This window comes from Marinobacter pelagius (genome assembly GCF_003315345.1).
GTDB lineage: Bacteria > Pseudomonadota > Gammaproteobacteria > Pseudomonadales > Oleiphilaceae > Marinobacter > Marinobacter pelagius_A.
The window spans coordinates 43,628-59,979 of the sequence record NZ_QNRO01000001.1 but is presented as its reverse complement, the minus strand read 5'-3'; the positions used below and the strand labels follow the sequence as shown (position 1 = coordinate 59,979).

Sequence of the window (16,352 nt, the reverse complement as noted above, 5' to 3'; positions counted from 1 at the left end):
GTGGTTCCGGTCGGACAGCGTCTTCCCGCCCAGAAACGGGACGGGAAGACGGTTTACTGCTTGATGGATCGATCAGTTAACGAGCTTCCAGTCGCCGTTCTGCACTTCCAGCATGCGGAAGGAGTCGGCTTCAAGGCCATTGTGATCTTCTGGGGACATGTTGTAGACACCGGTCACGCCCACATAGCCCTGGATGTTCTCCAGTGCTTCGCGCACGGCTTCCTTGTCGGTGGAGCCGGCGGCTTCGATGGCCTGGACTGCCAGCATCAGGCCGTCATAGGCGTAGGCACCGAAAGTGGAGACCTTGGAATCCCAGCGGGCCTCATACTCGGCCTTGTAGCTCTGGACCACGTCTTTCTGGGGATCGTCTTCCGGAAGAGAGTCCGGTACCAGCAGGGGGGACGCAGGCAGACGGAGACCTTCGGCGGCATCACCTGCCAGCTCGAGGAAGCTGTCGGAGGCCACCCCGTGGGACTGATAGAACGGCAGCTCGATTCCCAGCTGATCATAGTTGCGGGTGACGATGGCCGGTCCCTGACCGAAGCCGAAGTTAAGCACCGCCTCGACACCATCGGTATTACGGATGTTGGTGAGCTGGGCGGTCATATCGGTATCGGAGCCGCTGTAGGTCTCGTCAGCCAGAACCTCGATACCCATCTTTTCAGCAACCTCGAGGGTCTGGGTACGGCCGGAAGAACCAAAACCGCCGGTTCCGGAGATCAGACCGATCTTGGTGATACCGCGATCCTTCATATCCGCGAGGATACGCTCGGCCGCCATGCGGTCAGACTGGGGAGTCTTGAAAACCCATTCCTTGACCGGAGTGGTGATAACCACCGCACCTGCCAGAGAGATAAAGGGGATCTTGGCCTGCTCTACCAGGGGCACGGCCGCCATGGTGGCACCGGTGGTGCTACCGCCGACGATGATGTCGACACGATCGGAACGGATCAGGCGGCTGGCAAAGTTACGGGCGTTGGAAGCATTACCCACGTCATCGTAGTGGATCAGCTCCAGCTGGCGTCCCAGAACGCCACCTTCTTCGTTGATCTTCTCAACGTACATTTCCAGAGTTTTCAGTTCCGGATCCCCCAGGAAGGAGGCGGGGCCGGTTACTGACAGGAACGATCCGATCTTGATCGGCTCTGCAGCCTGGGCACTCATGACCAGACCGGCGGCTGCGATAGCCGCAAATTTTCCCGTGCGACGCAGAATTGTCTTAAGCATTGTTTTTGTTCTCCCGAATTGTGCGGGGCTTGCTTGCCCCCCATCCATTGCTCAGAAGTAAAACAACGATCGAGAGCCTGGCTCTGACTTCTGTGTCATTTCAGTCACCCTTCGACCCGTTGTCAGCTTTATATTTGTGTGCTCATCCCTGATCAATCAGCTCCCTGATCTCCATCAATGGCAAAATTCGATACCGTTGACGAATATCAATGGACATTATTGTATCATAATATCCGTGTCAACCGATTTGGTTGACTACCTGACAGGTTCTCACAGTAAAGCCGACCATGGTCCAAGGCGCCAGTCAGGCGACACAGTACTGAATGCTTTACGTGACACACAGGAACCGCATAATACGTATCAGATTCGTAATTCCTGATATTTGATAACCGATAACCGACAAGAAGCCTATGTCTGCAAAAAACCAGCTTGAGCAGCTCGTCCTCAACTTCCAGAAGAAACGACCGCTTCGCGCCGGCTCGCTGATCATCACCATTTACGGTGACGCCATCGTTCCCCGGGGAGGGACCGTGTGGCTGGGCAGCCTGATGAAGCTGGTGGAACCCATGGGCATCAGCCAGCGGCTGGTCCGCACCTCGGTATACCGGCTGGTGCAGGAATCCTGGTTGCAGACAGAAAAGGTCGGACGCTGCAGCTACTACAGCCTGACCGGCCCCGGTCTGCGCCGGTTCGAGCAGGCTTTCCAGCACGTCTACAGCCTCTCGACCCGGGAATGGAGTGGCAGCTGGTGCCTGGTTTACCTCAACCAGCTGGCGCCCGACCTGAAACAAAAAGTCCGGGAAGAACTGAAATGGCTGAGCTTCGGCAGCATGGCACCGGGCGTGATGGAGCACCCGCGCTTCACCCGCAACGAACTGCTGCCGCTGCTCCAGGAATGGGGCGCCCTGGAAGACACCATCGTCATGGAAACCGTACCCATGGAGCAGAAGAGCTCCAAGGCCCTGCGGTTACAGGTTCGTGAAAGCTGGAACCTGGACGAGCTGGGCGGGCGCTACCGGCGTTTCCTGTCGCAATTCCGTCCGGTCTGGCGGGAACTGCAGAGCGAGGATGACCTGACCCCTGCCGAGTGTCTCACCCTGCGCATCCTGCTAATCCACGAGTACCGGAAGATCCTGCTGCGGGATCCGTTGCTGCCCGAGGAATTGCTGCCAGGAGACTGGGAAGGTCGCAGCGCCAAGCAGCTGTGCCGGAACCTGTACCGTCACATCTACGCGCGCGCTGAAAAGTGGCTGGATGAGACCCTGGAGAATGCCTCCGGTCCGCTGCCCGGACCGAACGACAAGTTCTACCGCCGGTTCGGCGGCCTGCAGGATACCAGTGACGAGAACGAAGAAAGGCTCACAGCGGTCGGCGAACCGGTGTGAGCCTTTCGGCGAGTCGGGGCGCCGTCAGAGCGCCCCATCTTTCAGATCAAATGAGGTTGTAGAGGAACACCACCAGAATACCGGCCGGTGTCAGGTACCGCAGCACAATCATGAAGCTCCGGTAGACACCGCCCCGCAAACCGATATCTTCCATCAGACCTTCACGGCGCATGGCCCAGCCGGCAAACAGGGCAATCGCGAGCCCGCCCAGGGGCATCATCAGGTTCGACACCAGGAAGTCCAGCAGATCGAACACGGTCTTGCCCTCGAATAAGGCCAGGAAGCCCAACGGGTGGACATCGGACCAGACGTTGAACGACAACACCGTACCGATGCCCACGAACCAGATCGCCAGCCCGCCGGTCAGCGCACTCTTGAAACGGTTGATGCCCTTGTGCTCCTCAAGCCACTCCACCACCGGCTCCAGCATGGAAATGGCCGAGGTGACCGCAGCCACCAGCAACAGCGCGAAAAAGATCACCCCGAACAGCACACCGCCGGTCATCTGCCCGAAGGCCAGCGGCAGGGTCACGAAAATCAGCCCCGGGCCGGTGCCCGGCTCCAGGCCGTTGGCAAACACCAGCGGGAAGATTGCCAGCCCCGCCAGCAGGGCAACACTGGTGTCGAGCACGGCGATGGTCATGGCGGTACGGGCAATATTGATCTTCTTTGGCAGATAGGAGCCGTACGCCATCAGCACGCCGATACCGATGCTCAGCGTGAAGGCGGCATGACCCAACGCTACCAGTACGCCCTTGGTGGTGAGCTTGCTGAAGTCCGGGGCGAACATGAAGTCCACCGCCCGGCCGAAACTGCCGGAATTCATGGCATAGAACACCATTACTACCAGCAGGATGAACAACAGCGGCATCAGGGTGTTGACCGCCCGCTCAAGCCCTGACCGGATACCGCGACCGACGATAAGCACCACGATGGCCATGAACACACTGTGCCAGAGCAGCAATTCCCAGGGGTTGGCCAGCAGGTTACCGAACTGACCGCCGATGGTTTCCGCGTCAGCGCCGGTAAACAGGCCGGCGGCAGCTTTGCCGATATAGACCAGGGCCCAGCCACCAATCACCGAGTAGAAGGACAGGACCAGGAAGGAGGCAATCACCCCGTTCCAGCCAATGGCCCGCCAGCCCCGGCCGGTGCCCTCGGATTGGGTCAGTGACCGCATCGTGGCCACCGGGCTCTGCCCGCCACGGCGACCAATCATGGTCTCGGCAATCAGCACCGGCACACCGATAATGGCGATACACACCAGGTAGACCAGAACGAAAGCCCCGCCACCGTGTTCGCCGGTGATGTACGGGAACTTCCAGATATTGCCCAGCCCTACGGCAGAACCGGCGGCAGCCAGGATAAACGCAAGACGCGAAGACCAGAGGTTCGAAGCCTGCTGGTGCGGTTTTGTTTGGTTAGTCATGTACTACTCCGAAATAGTTGTTTTTGTCGGAAAGTCGGACGGACAGAATCAGAGAATGGTCCGGATTGCCTCGGCGACGACCGGCAAGGTGCGATCATTCAACCCGGCCACATTGACCCGACTCGACTCCAGCATGTAGATGCCATACTCCTCCCGAAGCCGGCGAACCTGCGCGGGGGAAATGCCCAGGAACGAGAACATGCCCCGCTGGCGTGCGATGAATCCGAAATCGCCGGCCGGCGCCAGTGCTTCGGCAAAGGCCCGGCGCAAACCGAGAATGCGGTCACACATACCTGCCAGCTCCAGCTGCCAGTTGGCGCGCAGGGCCTCGTCCCCGAGGATGGTTTCCACGATGGCCGCGCCATGGGCCGGCGGCATGGAGTAATGGGAACGGATGACACTGAGCAACTGGCTGTTGGCCGCCGAGGTGACGCTGTCGGTGGCCCCCATCAGCATCAGGGCACCGGTGCGCTCCCGGTACAGGCCAAAATTCTTGGAGCAGGAGGCCGCCACGATCATTTCCGGCACCCGGACAGCCATGTGGCGCAGACCGGCGGCATCCGCCTCCAGACCGTCACCCAGGCCCTGGTAGGCCATATCCACAAACGGCAGCAATCCCTTTTCCAGCACCAGGTCGGTCACCTGCTGCCACTGCTCGAAGGTCAGATCCGCGCCGGACGGGTTGTGGCAGCAGCCGTGCAGCAGGACCACATCACCGGCCTCCGCCTGGGCCAGGCTTTCCAGCATGGCGGCGAAGTCTACCTGCAGGGTTGCCGGATCGAGGTAGGGATATTCCCGGATGTTAAGGCCGGCCCCACCGAGGAGGGGCAGATGGTTACCCCAGGTCGGGGTGCTGACCCATACAGTGGCATTGTCACGGCACAGGCGCAGGAACTCCGCCGCCATCCGCAGGGCTCCACAGCCACCCGGAGTCTGGACCACGGCTACCCGGCCGTCCCGCACCAGGGAGCTGCCCTCACCCATCACCAGGTCGGCCATGACGCGACCGAAACCCGGCGAGCCGGCGGGGCCGACGTAGCTTTTGGTGGATTCGCTCTCCAACAGCCGACGTTCGGCCTGGTGCACGGCGGCCATGATCGGCGTATTGCCGGCGTCGTCCTTGTAGACGCCAATACCCAGGTCAATCTTGTGCTCCCGAGGGTCCTCCCGGAAGGTCTGCATCAACTGGAGAATCGGGTCCTGTGGCAGTGGTTTCAGAGCCTCAAACATGGGATTCCTCCTTCTCGCCGGCCGGCTTGGTTCGAATCAGAGTCGGGCGGCCGGTATCCAGCGCCTTGAGCAATTGCTGCTGGCGCTCCCGGATCGCTTCAACCGCCTGCTCCCGGACCGGACCGAAGCCACGAACGTCCGCCGGTAGTTCCGCCAGTTGCAGGAAGGTTTCGTGATTGTCCGCGCTCAGTTCGCGACCGATACGCCCCGCCAGTTGGCGGTAGTCCGCCAGCAGTGCACGGTCCAGCTTCCGGTCCGCGGAATGACGGAACGGATCCAGCGCGGTGCCGCGCAGGCCACGCAGTTTCGCCAGCAGCTTGAAGGCCCGGAACATCCAGGGCCCGAACTGCCGCTTCTGCGGCCGGCCACGGGCATCGGTGCCACGGTTGAGGATCGGCGGCGCCAGGTGGAAATGCACCTTGAAGTCGCCCTCGAAGGTTTTCTCCACCTCCTTCATGAAATCGGTCTCGGCAAACAGGCGAGCCACTTCGTACTCGTCCTTGTAGGCCATGAACCGGTACAGCTGCTCGGCAACTGTGCGGGTCAGCAGCAGTTCCTGCTGATCGATGCCCTGCTCGGCCTGACGCACACGCGCCACCAGGTCCCGGTAGCTGTCGGCCCAGCGCCGGTTCTGGTACTTCACCAGATGCTGGTAACGGGTCTCGAGCAGCTGATCCAGGTTCGGCTCCGGCCGGACTTCCACCGGCTCACTGACGGGATTAAGCAGGTCATCAATCACTTTCGGATCGACCGCCGCAACCCGGCCCCAGCCGAACGCTTCCTTGTTGCGCTCGATGGCCACGCCATTGAGCTCGATGGCCCGCATCAGGGCCGCCTCGGACAACGGCAGCAGGCCTTTCTGCCAGGCGAAGCCGAGCATCATCACGTTGGAGAACACGGTGTCGCCCATCAGCTTCTCGGCAATGCCGTTCGCGTCCAGGGCATCAAACCGGTCGTCACCCACCGCGTCGCGGATCAGACCCAGGCGCTTGTCCGCCTGCATGTCCGCATCCCGGTACAGGACATAGTCCGCCGTCGGCAACTCCGCCCTGTTGGCCACCACCCGGGTATGTTCCGGACGCAGCACGCTCAGCGCTTTCTGGGAGGAGGCCACCACCATGTCGCAGGCAATGACGGCATCCGCCTGGCCGTTGCTGATACGCACCTGGTGCAGCTTGTCCGGGGACGGCGCCATGCGCACATAGCTCAACACCGTGCCGCCCTTCTGGGCGAAGCCCATGAAGTCCAGCACCGAGGCACCCCGGGATTCCAGATGCGCCGCCATGGTGATCAGCTGGCCCACGGTCACCACGCCGGTGCCGCCAACGCCGCCGACCAGCAGGTCGAACGAGCCGTCCAGGGCCGGCAGGGAGGGCTGCGGCAGGCTCTCAAGGCGCCTGGTCAGCACCGAGCCGGTATCCACACCCCGGGACTTGCGCAGCTGGCCACCCTCGATGGTGACAAAGCTCGGGCAGAAGCCGGTGACACAGGAAAAGTCCTTGTTGCAGGAGGACTGATCGATCTTGCGCTTGCGGCCCAGTTCAGTCTGGCGCGGCACCACCGACAGGCAGTTGGACTGCACCGAGCAGTCACCACAGCCCTCGCACACATGGTGGTTGATGTAGGCCCGCTTGGCCGGGTCCGGGAACTGGCCACGCTTGCGACGACGGCGCTTCTCCGCGGCACAGGTCTGGTCGTAGATCAGCACGGTGCAGCCGGGAATGTCCCGCAGCTCCCGCTGCACCTGATCCAGCTCGGATCGGTCATGGAAGGTCACATCACTCGGGAACAGCCCTTCGTGCCCCTTGTACTTCTCCGGTTCGTCACTGAGCACCACCACCCGCTTGACGCCTTCGGAAGCGACTTGCTGGGCGATCATGGGTACGGTGATCTGCCCGTCCACCGGCTGGCCGCCGGTCATGGCCACCGCGTCGTTGAACAGGATCTTGTAGGTGATGTTGATACCGGCAGCCACTGCCTGGCGAATGGCCATCGAACCGGAATGGAAATAGGTACCCTCTCCCAGGTTCTGGAAGACATGGGGGTTACCGGTATACCGGCTCTTGCCGATCCAGTTGACCCCTTCACCACCCATCTGGATCAGGGACTCGGTGTTCCGTCCCATCCAGGACGCCATGAAATGGCAGCCGATACCGGCCAGAGCCTTGCTGCCCTCCGGCACCTTGGTGGAAGTATTGTGAGGGCAGCCGGAGCAGAAATACGGCAGGCGCCGAACCCCGCCAGGGTCCTTGGCGCTGGTCATCTCGTTGATGGCCCTGAGCTGTTCGCTGAAGTCCACGTCAAAAAAACGGGTCAGACGGGCCGCCAGGTAGCCGGCCACCAGTTTCGGGCTGAGCTCGCCGACGTAGGGCATCAGCGGCTTGCCGCTCTCGTCCTGCTTACCGGTGATCAGCACCTCGCCTGGACGGTCCGGCTCGGACATGTATTCCTTGATCTGGCTCTCGATGATGCCCCGCTTCTCCTCGATCACCAGCACTTCCTGCTTGCCATGGACAAAGTTCAGGATGCCGCGACGCTCCAGGGGCCAGACCATACCCACCTTGTAGATATCCAGCCCCAGATCGGCGGCCCGGGCTTCATCGATACCCAGCAGCTCCAGCGCTTCCAGCAGATCCAGGTAGCCCTTACCGGTGGTGACGATACCGAACCGGGCCTGCGGGTTGTTGTACAGGCAGCGGTCGATGGGATTGGCGCGGGCAAAGGCCTGCACCGCCGCCAGCTTGTGCTCGATGCGGGTTTCCAGCTGGGGCCCGGGCAGATCCGGCCAGCGGTAGTGGAGGCCATCCGCCGGTGGGGTGAAATCTTCCGGTGTCTTGAACTCGGGCAGCGGCGGCAGCTCCACCGAAGCGGCGCTCTCCACGGTCTCGGAAATGGCCTTGAAGCCGACCCAGCAGCCGCTGTAACGGGACAGGGCGTAACCCCAGAGGCCAAATTCCAGGTACTCGGCAATGTTGGCCGGATTGATGGTGGGCATGAAGAAGCTCATGAACGCCACGTCGGACTGGTGCGGCATGGAGGACGAGACACAGCCGTGGTCGTCACCGGCCACCACCAGCACGCCGCCGTTGGGCGAGCTGCCATAGGTAGTGCCATGCTTGAGGGCATCGCCGGCGCGGTCCACGCCGGGCCCCTTGCCATACCAGAGGCCAAACACGCCATCGACCTGGCGATCCTCATCGGTTTCCACCTGCTGGGTGCCCAGCATGATGGTGGCGGCAAGGTCCTCGTTGATGGCGGGGACAAAGTCGATGCGATTCTGGTCGAGCAGATCCTTGGCCTGCCAGAGCGCCTGGTCGTAGGCGCCGAGCGGAGATCCCCGGTAGCCACTGACCATGCCGGCGGTATTCAGGCCGTGCTTGCGGTCCAGGGCTGCCTGCATCAGGGGTATCCGCACCAGGGCCTGGGTCCCGGTCAGGAACACACGCCCGGAGTCGCGCAGGTAGCGATCCTCGAGTTTGTAGTTGTCGAGTTGAGGTGTATCGGCGGTCATGGTCGCCCCTCCAGTTGTTGATTTTATGACCAAAATTCTAGAGGGATCGGCGCAAAAGGTGCTTGCTTTTTGGTTAGCCGACCGGCGCCGGCGTGCAACATTCTTTGATAAATGACAAAATACCGAAATATCCTTTGATAAATATCAGGTGTTACCAAATGAAACAGGTCGAACTGGACAAACTGGACCGCCGTATCCTCGATGCCCTCCAGCAGGATGGCCGCATCAGCAACCAGTTACTGGCCGAGCAGGTGGGGCTCTCGCCGGCGGCCTGCTGGCGCCGGGTCCGGGCCCTGGAGGAGGCCGGCGTGATTACCGGCTATACTGCAAAACTGTGCCCGGAAGCCATGGGCCAGGGCCTGTGCGTACTGGTCAACCTGTCCCTGCAGCGCCACACCATCGACAGCACCGCCGAGATCGAGCGCGAGGTCAGCAGCTATCCGGAAGTGCTGCAGTGTTTTGCGGTCACCGGTAACGCGGATTTCGTGTTGCGGGTCGTGGTGCCGGATATGGCCAGCTATGACCGGTTCCTGAACGAGAAGATCTTCACCCTCAAGGGCATTGCCCAGGTGAACTCCAACTTTGCCCTGCGGGAGATCAAGAACACCCTGACCCTGCCTGTGTCCTGATGGCGCCGGGTTGTCGGGTCAGGGGAAATGCATACGAGTAAGAGGGTATTGCGCGTATCAAACAGCGTGCAAACCGACTATAATGCCGGTAAATCACGCATTGCCCGGCAATGCCCTCCCTCCGAATTCCGAGTAAATCAATGTCAGAAATGTCCTTCGCCGAACTGGGGCTGGATGCAGCCGTACTTGAAGCTGTCAACGCCGTTGGCTATGAAACGCCCTCGCCGATCCAGGCAAAATCCATCCCGGCACTGCTGGCCGGCCACCACCTGCTGGGTGTCGCCCAGACCGGTACCGGCAAGACCGCTGCGTTCGCGCTTCCGCTGCTGAGCCGCATCGACGCCAGCACCGCCGAGCCGCAGATCCTGGTGCTGGCCCCGACCCGGGAACTGGCCATCCAGGTCGCCGAGGCGTTTACCACCTATGCCAGCAAGTTCCGCAACTTCCACGTACTGCCGATCTATGGCGGCCAGGATTTCGGCCCCCAGATCCGCGGCCTGCGTCGCGGTGCCCAGGTTATCGTCGGCACCCCTGGCCGTATGCTGGATCACCTGCGCAAGGGCACCCTGAAGCTGGACAGCCTGAAGGCACTGGTACTGGATGAAGCCGACGAGATGCTGCGCATGGGCTTCATTGACGACGTTGAGGCCATCCTGGCGAAGACGCCGGACACCTGCCAGCGCGCCCTTTTCTCGGCCACCATGCCGCCGCAGATCAAGAAGGTGGCCCAGACCTACCTGAAGGACGCCACCGAAGTCCGGATCGAGAGCGAGACCCGCACTGTCGAGCGTATCTCCCAGTTCGTGCTGCCGGTTTACGCCGAGCGCAAACTGGACGCCCTGACCCGCATCCTGGAAGTGGAGCCTTTTGACGCCTCGATCATCTTTGTGCGCACCAAGGCCGAGACCACGATGCTGGCCGAGAAGCTCTCAGCCCGTGGCCACGCCGTGGCTCCCCTGAGCGGTGACCTGAACCAGCGCCAGCGTGAGCAGACGGTTGAAGACCTGAAGCGAGGCAAGAAGGACATCATCATTGCCACCGATGTCGCTGCCCGCGGCCTCGATGTGCCCAGGATCACCCACGTGATCAACTACGATGTGCCCTACGATACTGAGGCCTACATCCACCGTGTCGGTCGGACCGGCCGCGCCGGTCGCACCGGTAAGGCGATCCTGCTGGTGACACCGCGCGAGCGCAGCTGGCTGAGGACCCTGGAGCGGGCCACCAACTCGCCCATGGAATCCTATCAGCTGCCGTCACCGACGGATCTTCAGAAGATGCGGGTTCAGCAGTTCGAGACCCAGCTGCTGGCGTTCGCTGAAGACGGCAAACTGCCGAAGGCGATCGCGCTGCTGGATGAGATTGCCGAGCGCAATGACATGGATATGGCGATGGTCGCCGGCGCCATGGCGTGTTGGATGGAAATGGCCCAGCCCGGCGCCCTGCCGCTGGAAGCGCCGGAAGCCCTGCCGGAGATTTCCGCAGCGCCCCGCCGTGACCGCAAGGGTCCGCCTCCCGGCAAGAAGAATTTCCGCAAGGGCCCCGGCAAGGGCTTCAAGAAGGACGGCAAGCCCGGCCACCGCAAAGGCGGCCCGAAGGGCAAGCCCGCTGGCAAGGGCGGCAAGCCGCCGAGCAAGCGCCCCGCCCGTTAATCGGCGCGGCGCTGGTATACCACGAAGCTGTAGTCGTAGGGATTGTTGTCGGACGCGGAGAAATCCTCCCGTCCGATTTCTTCCCACTCATCCCAGTTCACTTCCGGAAAGAATGCATCCCCCTCCACTTCCGCATGCACCTGGGTGATGTACATTCGATCCACCAGCGGCAGCGCCTCGGCGTAGATCTGGCCGCCACCGATAATCATTACTTCATCCCCGCCTTCCAGTTCAGCCTGGGCAGCGGCTTTCACCAGGGCGTCATTGAGCGATCTGGCGGCAACGGTACCGGCCGGCGCTTCCCAGCTCTCATTACGGGAAATCACCACGTTCATCCGTCCCGGCAGTGGCCGGCCGATGGAATCCCAGGTTTTCCGCCCCATGATGATGGGTTTGCCCATAGTCGCCTGCTTGAAGTAACGCAGGTCCCCGGGGAGGTACCACGGCAGCTTGTTGTTCCGGCCGATGACCCGGTTTCGGGACATGGCCACGATCAGAGCTTTTCTCATTTCTTGTCCTCAAGTTTGGGTGGTTCTGGTTCCGGAGCTCTCAGCTTTGGGGGGCTACCATCAGGCGGGGATGCCCCTCCAAAAAACGCCTCAAGGCATCCCTGCGCGGCTTGGGCTCCGCCATGGATGGCGGAGCCAAGCGTACATGGACGTATTTACAGCGTTTTTCGGAACGCCCCACCCGCTACCCTACCACCTCCGGAACAAGAGGACCGCGATCCCAGGCCCGAAGTCAGATGGCAATAGGCGCCCTGATCACAGGATGCGGCTCATATCCCTCAAACTCGAAGTCCTCGAGTTCATAATCGAAGATACTCTCGGGCTTCCGCTTGATCACCAGCTTCGGCAACGCACGAGGCTCCCGCTTCAGCTGCTCGAAGACGATGTCGTCGGTCAGGTGGTTCTGGTACAGGTGACAGTCACCGAACGTATGCACGAACTCGCCCACATCCAGGTCGCACTGCTGGGCGATCATGTGAGTCAGCAAGGCGTAGGAGGCGATGTTGAATGGCACGCCTAGGAACAAATCGGCGCTGCGCTGGTAAAGCTGGCAGGAGAGCTTGCCGTCGGCCACGTAGAACTGGAACAGGCAGTGGCACGGGGCCAGCGCCATGCGGCCCTCGCGGACGTTGTCCTGGGGACTGATGGATTCGTCCGGCAGCTCCGCCGGGTTCCATGCGGAGACGATCAGCCGGCGGGAGTTGGGCTTGTTGCGGATCTGGTCGATGACTTCGCTGATCTGGTCCACCACCCGGCCGTCCGGGCACTGCCAGCTGCGCCATTGTTTGCCGTAGATGGGGCCAAGGTCACCGTCTTCCAGGGCCCACTCGTTCCAGATGGAGACTTTGCGTTCTTTCAGCCAGTTGTTGTCAGTGGAACCGCGCAGGAACCAAAGCAGTTCGTAGATGATGCTGCGCAGGTGGACTTTCTTGGTGGTCACCAGCGGGAAGCCTTCCTGCAGGTTGAAACGTAGCTGGCGTCCGAAGACCGAACGGGTGCCTACGCCGGTGCGGTCACCCTTGTCGAATCCGTTGTCGACGACGTCTTGCATCAGGTCGAGGTAGGCTTTCATTCGGCATTTCTCCGGTAAGCGATGAACATAAGGGCTGCGCCGGCGAGGATCATGGGGGTCGAGAGCACCTGCCCCATGGTGAGCCAGTCAAACGCAAGGTAACCAAGCTGGGCATCCGGCTGACGCACGAACTCCACCAGGAACCGGAAGATACCGTAGCACACCAGGAACAGGCCGGAGACGGCCATGCGCGGGCGGGGTTTGGCGGAGAACCACCACAGGATGACAAACAGGGCCACGCCTTCCAGGGCGAACTGGTATAGCTGGGATGGATGGCGCGCCAGGCTGTCCGGAGCATGGGGAAACACCATGCCCCAAGGCACGTCGGTGGGTTTGCCCCAGAGTTCGCCGTTGATGAAGTTGCCGATCCGACCGGCCCCCAGGCCCACCGGCACCAGCGGCGCCACAAAGTCGGCCAGGCGCCAGAAGCCGGAACCCAGCTTGCGGCCATACCACCACATGGCGAACATGACGCCAAGCAGACCGCCATGGAACGACATGCCGCCTTCCCAGACCCGCAGGAGCCAGAGAGGGTCAGCCAGGAAGGTGTCGAAGTTGTAGAACAGCACGTAACCGAACCGGCCACCGAGGATGACGCCGAGGGCCAGATAGAACAGGAGATCGCCCATCTGCTCTTCGGTGACCGGGGACCAGGGTTTGCGGGTCCGCAGGCGGCCAAGCCACCATCCGGCGACAAAGCCGACAAGATAGGTCAGGCCATACCAGTGAATCTTGACGGGGCCCAGGGAAATGGCCACCGGGTCAAACTGGGGATGCTGCAGCATCGGTTACCTCTCAGCTCAGAAGAAAACGGAGCCCCACCACCAGGAGCACCATCGCAAAGATTCGTTTCAGGACCTTGGCATTCAGCTTGTGGGCCAGGTTGGCACCGAACCGGGCGAAAAACACGCTGGTCAGGATGATCCCCAGCAAAGCCGGCATATAGATGAAGCCGAGGCTGTACTCCGGCAACTCGGGGTGTTGCCAGCCGGTCCAGATGTTGCTGAGGGCGCCGGCGACGGCAATGGGCAACCCGCACGCGGCAGAGGTAGCCACGGTGTTCTGCATGCGGACGTTACACCAGCTCAGGTAAGGCACGGTAAGCGTACCACCGCCGATGCCAAAGATGGCCGACGCCCAGCCGACACCGCCACCGACCACACCCAGGCCAACGGGGCCGGGAATATCGCGACCGGGTTTGGGATTGACCTCGAGCAACATTTTCAGGGCCACCAGCATCACGAACACACCGATCACCAGCTGGAGCAGATCGCCACTCATGAAGGCGGCAGTCCAGGCGCCCAGCACAGCCCCGCCAACAATCCCCACGGTCATGGGGCGGAAGATGTCCCAGCGCACGGCGCGGTGCTTGTGGTGGGAGCGGATAGACGACAGTGAGGTGAACACGATGGTGGCCAGGGAAGTACCCACCGCCAGGTGAGCGCTGATGTCAGGGCTGATGCCCTGGATCTCGAAGCTGAAGATGAGTACCGGCACGATGACGAGGCCACCACCGATACCGAACAGGCCCGCCATGGTCCCTGCCAGTGCGCCCAGTGCCAGATACGAAGCAAATACGGTTACCAGGGTCATAGCTGCTCACACCCATGAGAAACAAGGCTGGTATGATACACACCGCACGGGACAAGTTCACGGCTCGCCATTCACCTTCCGGAGACTGATTACCGACCATGTGCCTCATTGCCTTTGCCCTTGGCCAGAATCGCCATTTTCCGCTGGTGGTCGCCGCCAATCGGGACGAGTTTTTCCGTCGCCCCACCACACCCATGGACTGGTGGGCCACCGACTCGGGCCAGAGAGTACTGGCCGGCCGTGATCTCCAGTCTGGTGGTACCTGGCTGGCGGTGACAGAGAATGGCCGCATCAGCGCCGTGACCAATGTCCGGGAGGGCTCTCCCGAGGCCGGCCGTACCACTCGTGGAGAGTTGCCGTTACGGGCACTGGAGGAGCCAAGAGCTGAGCTGTTCGGTGATCTCAGCGACGACCCGGATCGTTATGCCGGCTTTAACCTTATCCGGCTCGGGACCGATGGCGGCTGGTATTACAGCAACCGGGACGCCCATCCGGGCCGGGGTGTGCACCGGGGTGTGTATGGCCTCAGCAACCACTTGCTGCAAACCCCATGGCCGAAGCTGCTGCGGCTAAGGGAATCGGTGGGCGAGACGGTCTCGATGGCCGGTGCCGACGCCGATGGCCTGCATCAGCGGCTGATCACTCTGCTCCAGGATTCGACACCGGCACCTGACCACCTGCTGCCAGACACCGGCGTGGGCCTGGCAACGGAGCGCTTCCTGTCGTCTCCGTTCATTGTCGGCGAGGATTATGGCACCCGGGCCACCACGATTGTGACGGTCACCAACGATGGCCAGGTGCAGGTCACCGAACAGAGCTGGGGGCCTTTGGCCTCAAAAGGCGATTGCCGTCACTTCGACTGGCAGCGATAGCCCTCCGGCTCTGATATAATCCGCGAAATTCTGTCACCCGACCGGAGGGCCCGATGGCCGGTGAAAAAGACACCACATCCATAGCCGACTTTGAAAAGTCACTGGATGAGCTGGAAAAGCTGGTTCGCGACCTGGAACAGGGCGAACTGTCGCTGGAACAGTCCCTGACCGCGTTCGAGCGGGGCGTGAAGCTGACCCGGGAATGCCAGCAGGCACTGAAGAGTGCCGAGCAGCGGGTCGAGCAGCTGGTGCAGAACAGCGATGGCACCCTCGAAACCCGCCCTTTCTCGCCGGATGACGCCGACTGATGACCGAACAGACCAAGGCGGCAGTGGAGTTTCTGGAGTCCTGCCGCACCCTTATCGACGCCGAACTGGACCGCTGCATTGATCAGAGCGCGGCCTCCGATCGCCTTCAGGACGCTATGCGCTATAGCGTACTGGGCGGCGGCAAGCGGATCCGTCCCGCCCTGTGCCTTGCGGCAGCGCGGGCCATGGGCCAGGACAGCAACAGCGCCCTCGCTCCCGCCTGTGCCGTGGAGCTGATCCATGCCTATTCGCTGATCCACGATGACCTGCCGGCGATGGATGACGATGAGCTACGCCGGGGCCGGCCTACGACCCACATTGCCTTCGACGAGGCTACCGCCATCCTGGCGGGCGATGCGCTGCAGGCGCTGGCGTTCGGGCTGCTGGTCAACGGCTCGGGACTGGACAGCGAGTCGCGCCTCGCCATGGTTCAGGAACTGGCCAGGGCCGCCGGCCACCGGGGCATGGTAGGCGGCCAGGCCATTGATCTGGAATCGGTGGGCAAGACCCTGACCCTGACCCAGCTTGAAACCATGCACCGGCACAAGACCGGCGCCCTGATCGAGGCCAGTGTCCGCATGGGTGCCCTGAGCGCAGAGCAGGTGGATTCCAGTGAGCTGGACGCACTGACTACCTACGCCCGGGTGCTGGGGCTGGCCTTCCAGGTGCAGGACGACCTTTTGGATATCGAGGGCAGCACCGACGTGATCGGCAAACCCCAGGGATCGGATGTTGCCCGCTCCAAGCCCACCTACCCGGCCCTGCTGGGCCTGGACGGTGCCCGGCAGCACCTGGCCGAACTGCTGCAGACCGCCAAGGCAAGTCTCGAACGATTCGGCCCCGAAGCCGACCCTCTGCGAGCGATGGCGGATTACGTGGTGGCACGAACCCATTGAACCACCCTGCCCCAAAGGCGCACACTTGTCGTAACTTAT

14 protein-coding genes are annotated in these 16,352 nt (G+C 62.0%); 6 read left to right on the top strand and 8 right to left on the bottom strand.

Features of this window, described 5'->3' with window-relative positions:
- Positions 1-72: 72 nt before the first annotated feature.
- On the bottom strand, positions 73-1,227 hold the full coding sequence (locus tag DET50_RS00285) for an ABC transporter substrate-binding protein (RefSeq protein WP_113860912.1): 1,155 nt from the start codon (positions 1,225-1,227) through the stop codon (positions 73-75).
- Between the two features lie 410 nt (positions 1,228-1,637).
- Between DET50_RS00285 and paaX the strand changes: the two genes are divergently transcribed.
- Positions 1,638-2,612: a phenylacetic acid degradation operon negative regulatory protein PaaX gene (paaX, locus tag DET50_RS00280; protein WP_113860911.1), complete on the top strand. Its 975-nt coding sequence runs from the start codon at positions 1,638-1,640 to the stop codon at positions 2,610-2,612.
- A 46-nt stretch (positions 2,613-2,658) separates the two neighbouring features.
- On the opposite strand, the gene DET50_RS00275 is transcribed toward paaX, so the two are convergent.
- From DET50_RS00275 to DET50_RS00265, 3 genes are read right to left on the bottom strand one after another with little or no spacing between them, the layout of a single operon-like run.
- Positions 2,659-4,041 (bottom strand): sodium-dependent transporter, encoded by a 1,383-nt coding sequence (locus DET50_RS00275; protein ID WP_113860910.1) that lies wholly within the window; start codon positions 4,039-4,041, stop codon positions 2,659-2,661.
- A 48-nt stretch (positions 4,042-4,089) separates the two neighbouring features.
- Positions 4,090-5,271 (bottom strand): amino acid aminotransferase, encoded by a 1,182-nt coding sequence (locus tag DET50_RS00270; protein ID WP_113860909.1) that lies wholly within the window; start codon positions 5,269-5,271, stop codon positions 4,090-4,092.
- Positions 5,264-8,782 carry an indolepyruvate ferredoxin oxidoreductase family protein gene (locus DET50_RS00265; protein WP_113860908.1) on the bottom strand — a complete coding sequence of 1,173 codons (3,519 nt, stop codon included), beginning with the start codon at positions 8,780-8,782 and terminating at the stop codon, positions 5,264-5,266. Before DET50_RS00265 ends, DET50_RS00270 begins: the two co-directional genes overlap by 8 nt.
- A 158-nt stretch (positions 8,783-8,940) precedes the next feature.
- On the opposite strand from DET50_RS00265, the gene DET50_RS00260 reads away from it, so the two are divergent.
- Positions 8,941-9,411 carry an Lrp/AsnC family transcriptional regulator gene (locus tag DET50_RS00260; RefSeq protein ID WP_092005240.1) on the top strand — a complete coding sequence of 157 codons (471 nt, stop codon included), beginning with the start codon at positions 8,941-8,943 and terminating at the stop codon, positions 9,409-9,411.
- A 140-nt stretch (positions 9,412-9,551) separates the two neighbouring features.
- Positions 9,552-11,063 (top strand): DEAD/DEAH box helicase, encoded by a 1,512-nt coding sequence (locus DET50_RS00255; RefSeq protein WP_113860907.1) that lies wholly within the window; start codon positions 9,552-9,554, stop codon positions 11,061-11,063.
- Here the strand turns inward: DET50_RS00255 and DET50_RS00250 are convergent.
- The 4 genes from DET50_RS00250 to DET50_RS00235 form a co-directional block, all read right to left on the bottom strand.
- Entirely contained in the window at positions 11,060-11,572 is a 513-nt protein-coding gene (locus DET50_RS00250; RefSeq protein WP_113860906.1) for a dihydrofolate reductase, read from the bottom strand. The genes DET50_RS00255 and DET50_RS00250 overlap by 4 nt on opposite strands.
- A gap of 232 nt (positions 11,573-11,804) precedes the next feature.
- A complete protein-coding gene (locus tag DET50_RS00245; protein WP_113860905.1) occupies positions 11,805-12,644 on the bottom strand; it encodes a thymidylate synthase in 840 nt (279 codons plus the stop codon).
- On the bottom strand, positions 12,641-13,429 hold the full coding sequence (gene lgt / locus DET50_RS00240; protein WP_113860904.1) for a prolipoprotein diacylglyceryl transferase: 789 nt from the start codon (positions 13,427-13,429) through the stop codon (positions 12,641-12,643). The genes DET50_RS00245 and lgt overlap by 4 nt, the downstream gene beginning before the upstream one ends.
- A 10-nt stretch (positions 13,430-13,439) precedes the next feature.
- Positions 13,440-14,237, bottom strand: coding sequence for a sulfite exporter TauE/SafE family protein (locus DET50_RS00235; RefSeq protein WP_113860903.1), 798 nt, complete (start codon positions 14,235-14,237; stop codon positions 13,440-13,442).
- Positions 14,238-14,335: 98 nt separating this feature from the next.
- Between DET50_RS00235 and DET50_RS00230 the strand changes: the two genes are divergently transcribed.
- Genes DET50_RS00230 through DET50_RS00220 form a run of 3 tightly spaced genes read left to right on the top strand, consistent with a single transcriptional unit; the run spans position 14,336 to position 16,313 of the window.
- Positions 14,336-15,109, top strand: coding sequence for an NRDE family protein (locus DET50_RS00230; RefSeq protein ID WP_113860902.1), 774 nt, complete (start codon positions 14,336-14,338; stop codon positions 15,107-15,109).
- Positions 15,110-15,162: 53 nt separating this feature from the next.
- On the top strand, positions 15,163-15,417 hold the full coding sequence (locus DET50_RS00225) for an exodeoxyribonuclease VII small subunit (protein WP_092005260.1): 255 nt from the start codon (positions 15,163-15,165) through the stop codon (positions 15,415-15,417).
- On the top strand, positions 15,417-16,313 hold the full coding sequence (locus DET50_RS00220) for a polyprenyl synthetase family protein (protein ID WP_113860901.1): 897 nt from the start codon (positions 15,417-15,419) through the stop codon (positions 16,311-16,313). Before DET50_RS00225 ends, DET50_RS00220 begins: the two co-directional genes overlap by 1 nt.
- The last annotated feature ends 39 nt before the right edge of the window (positions 16,314-16,352 follow it).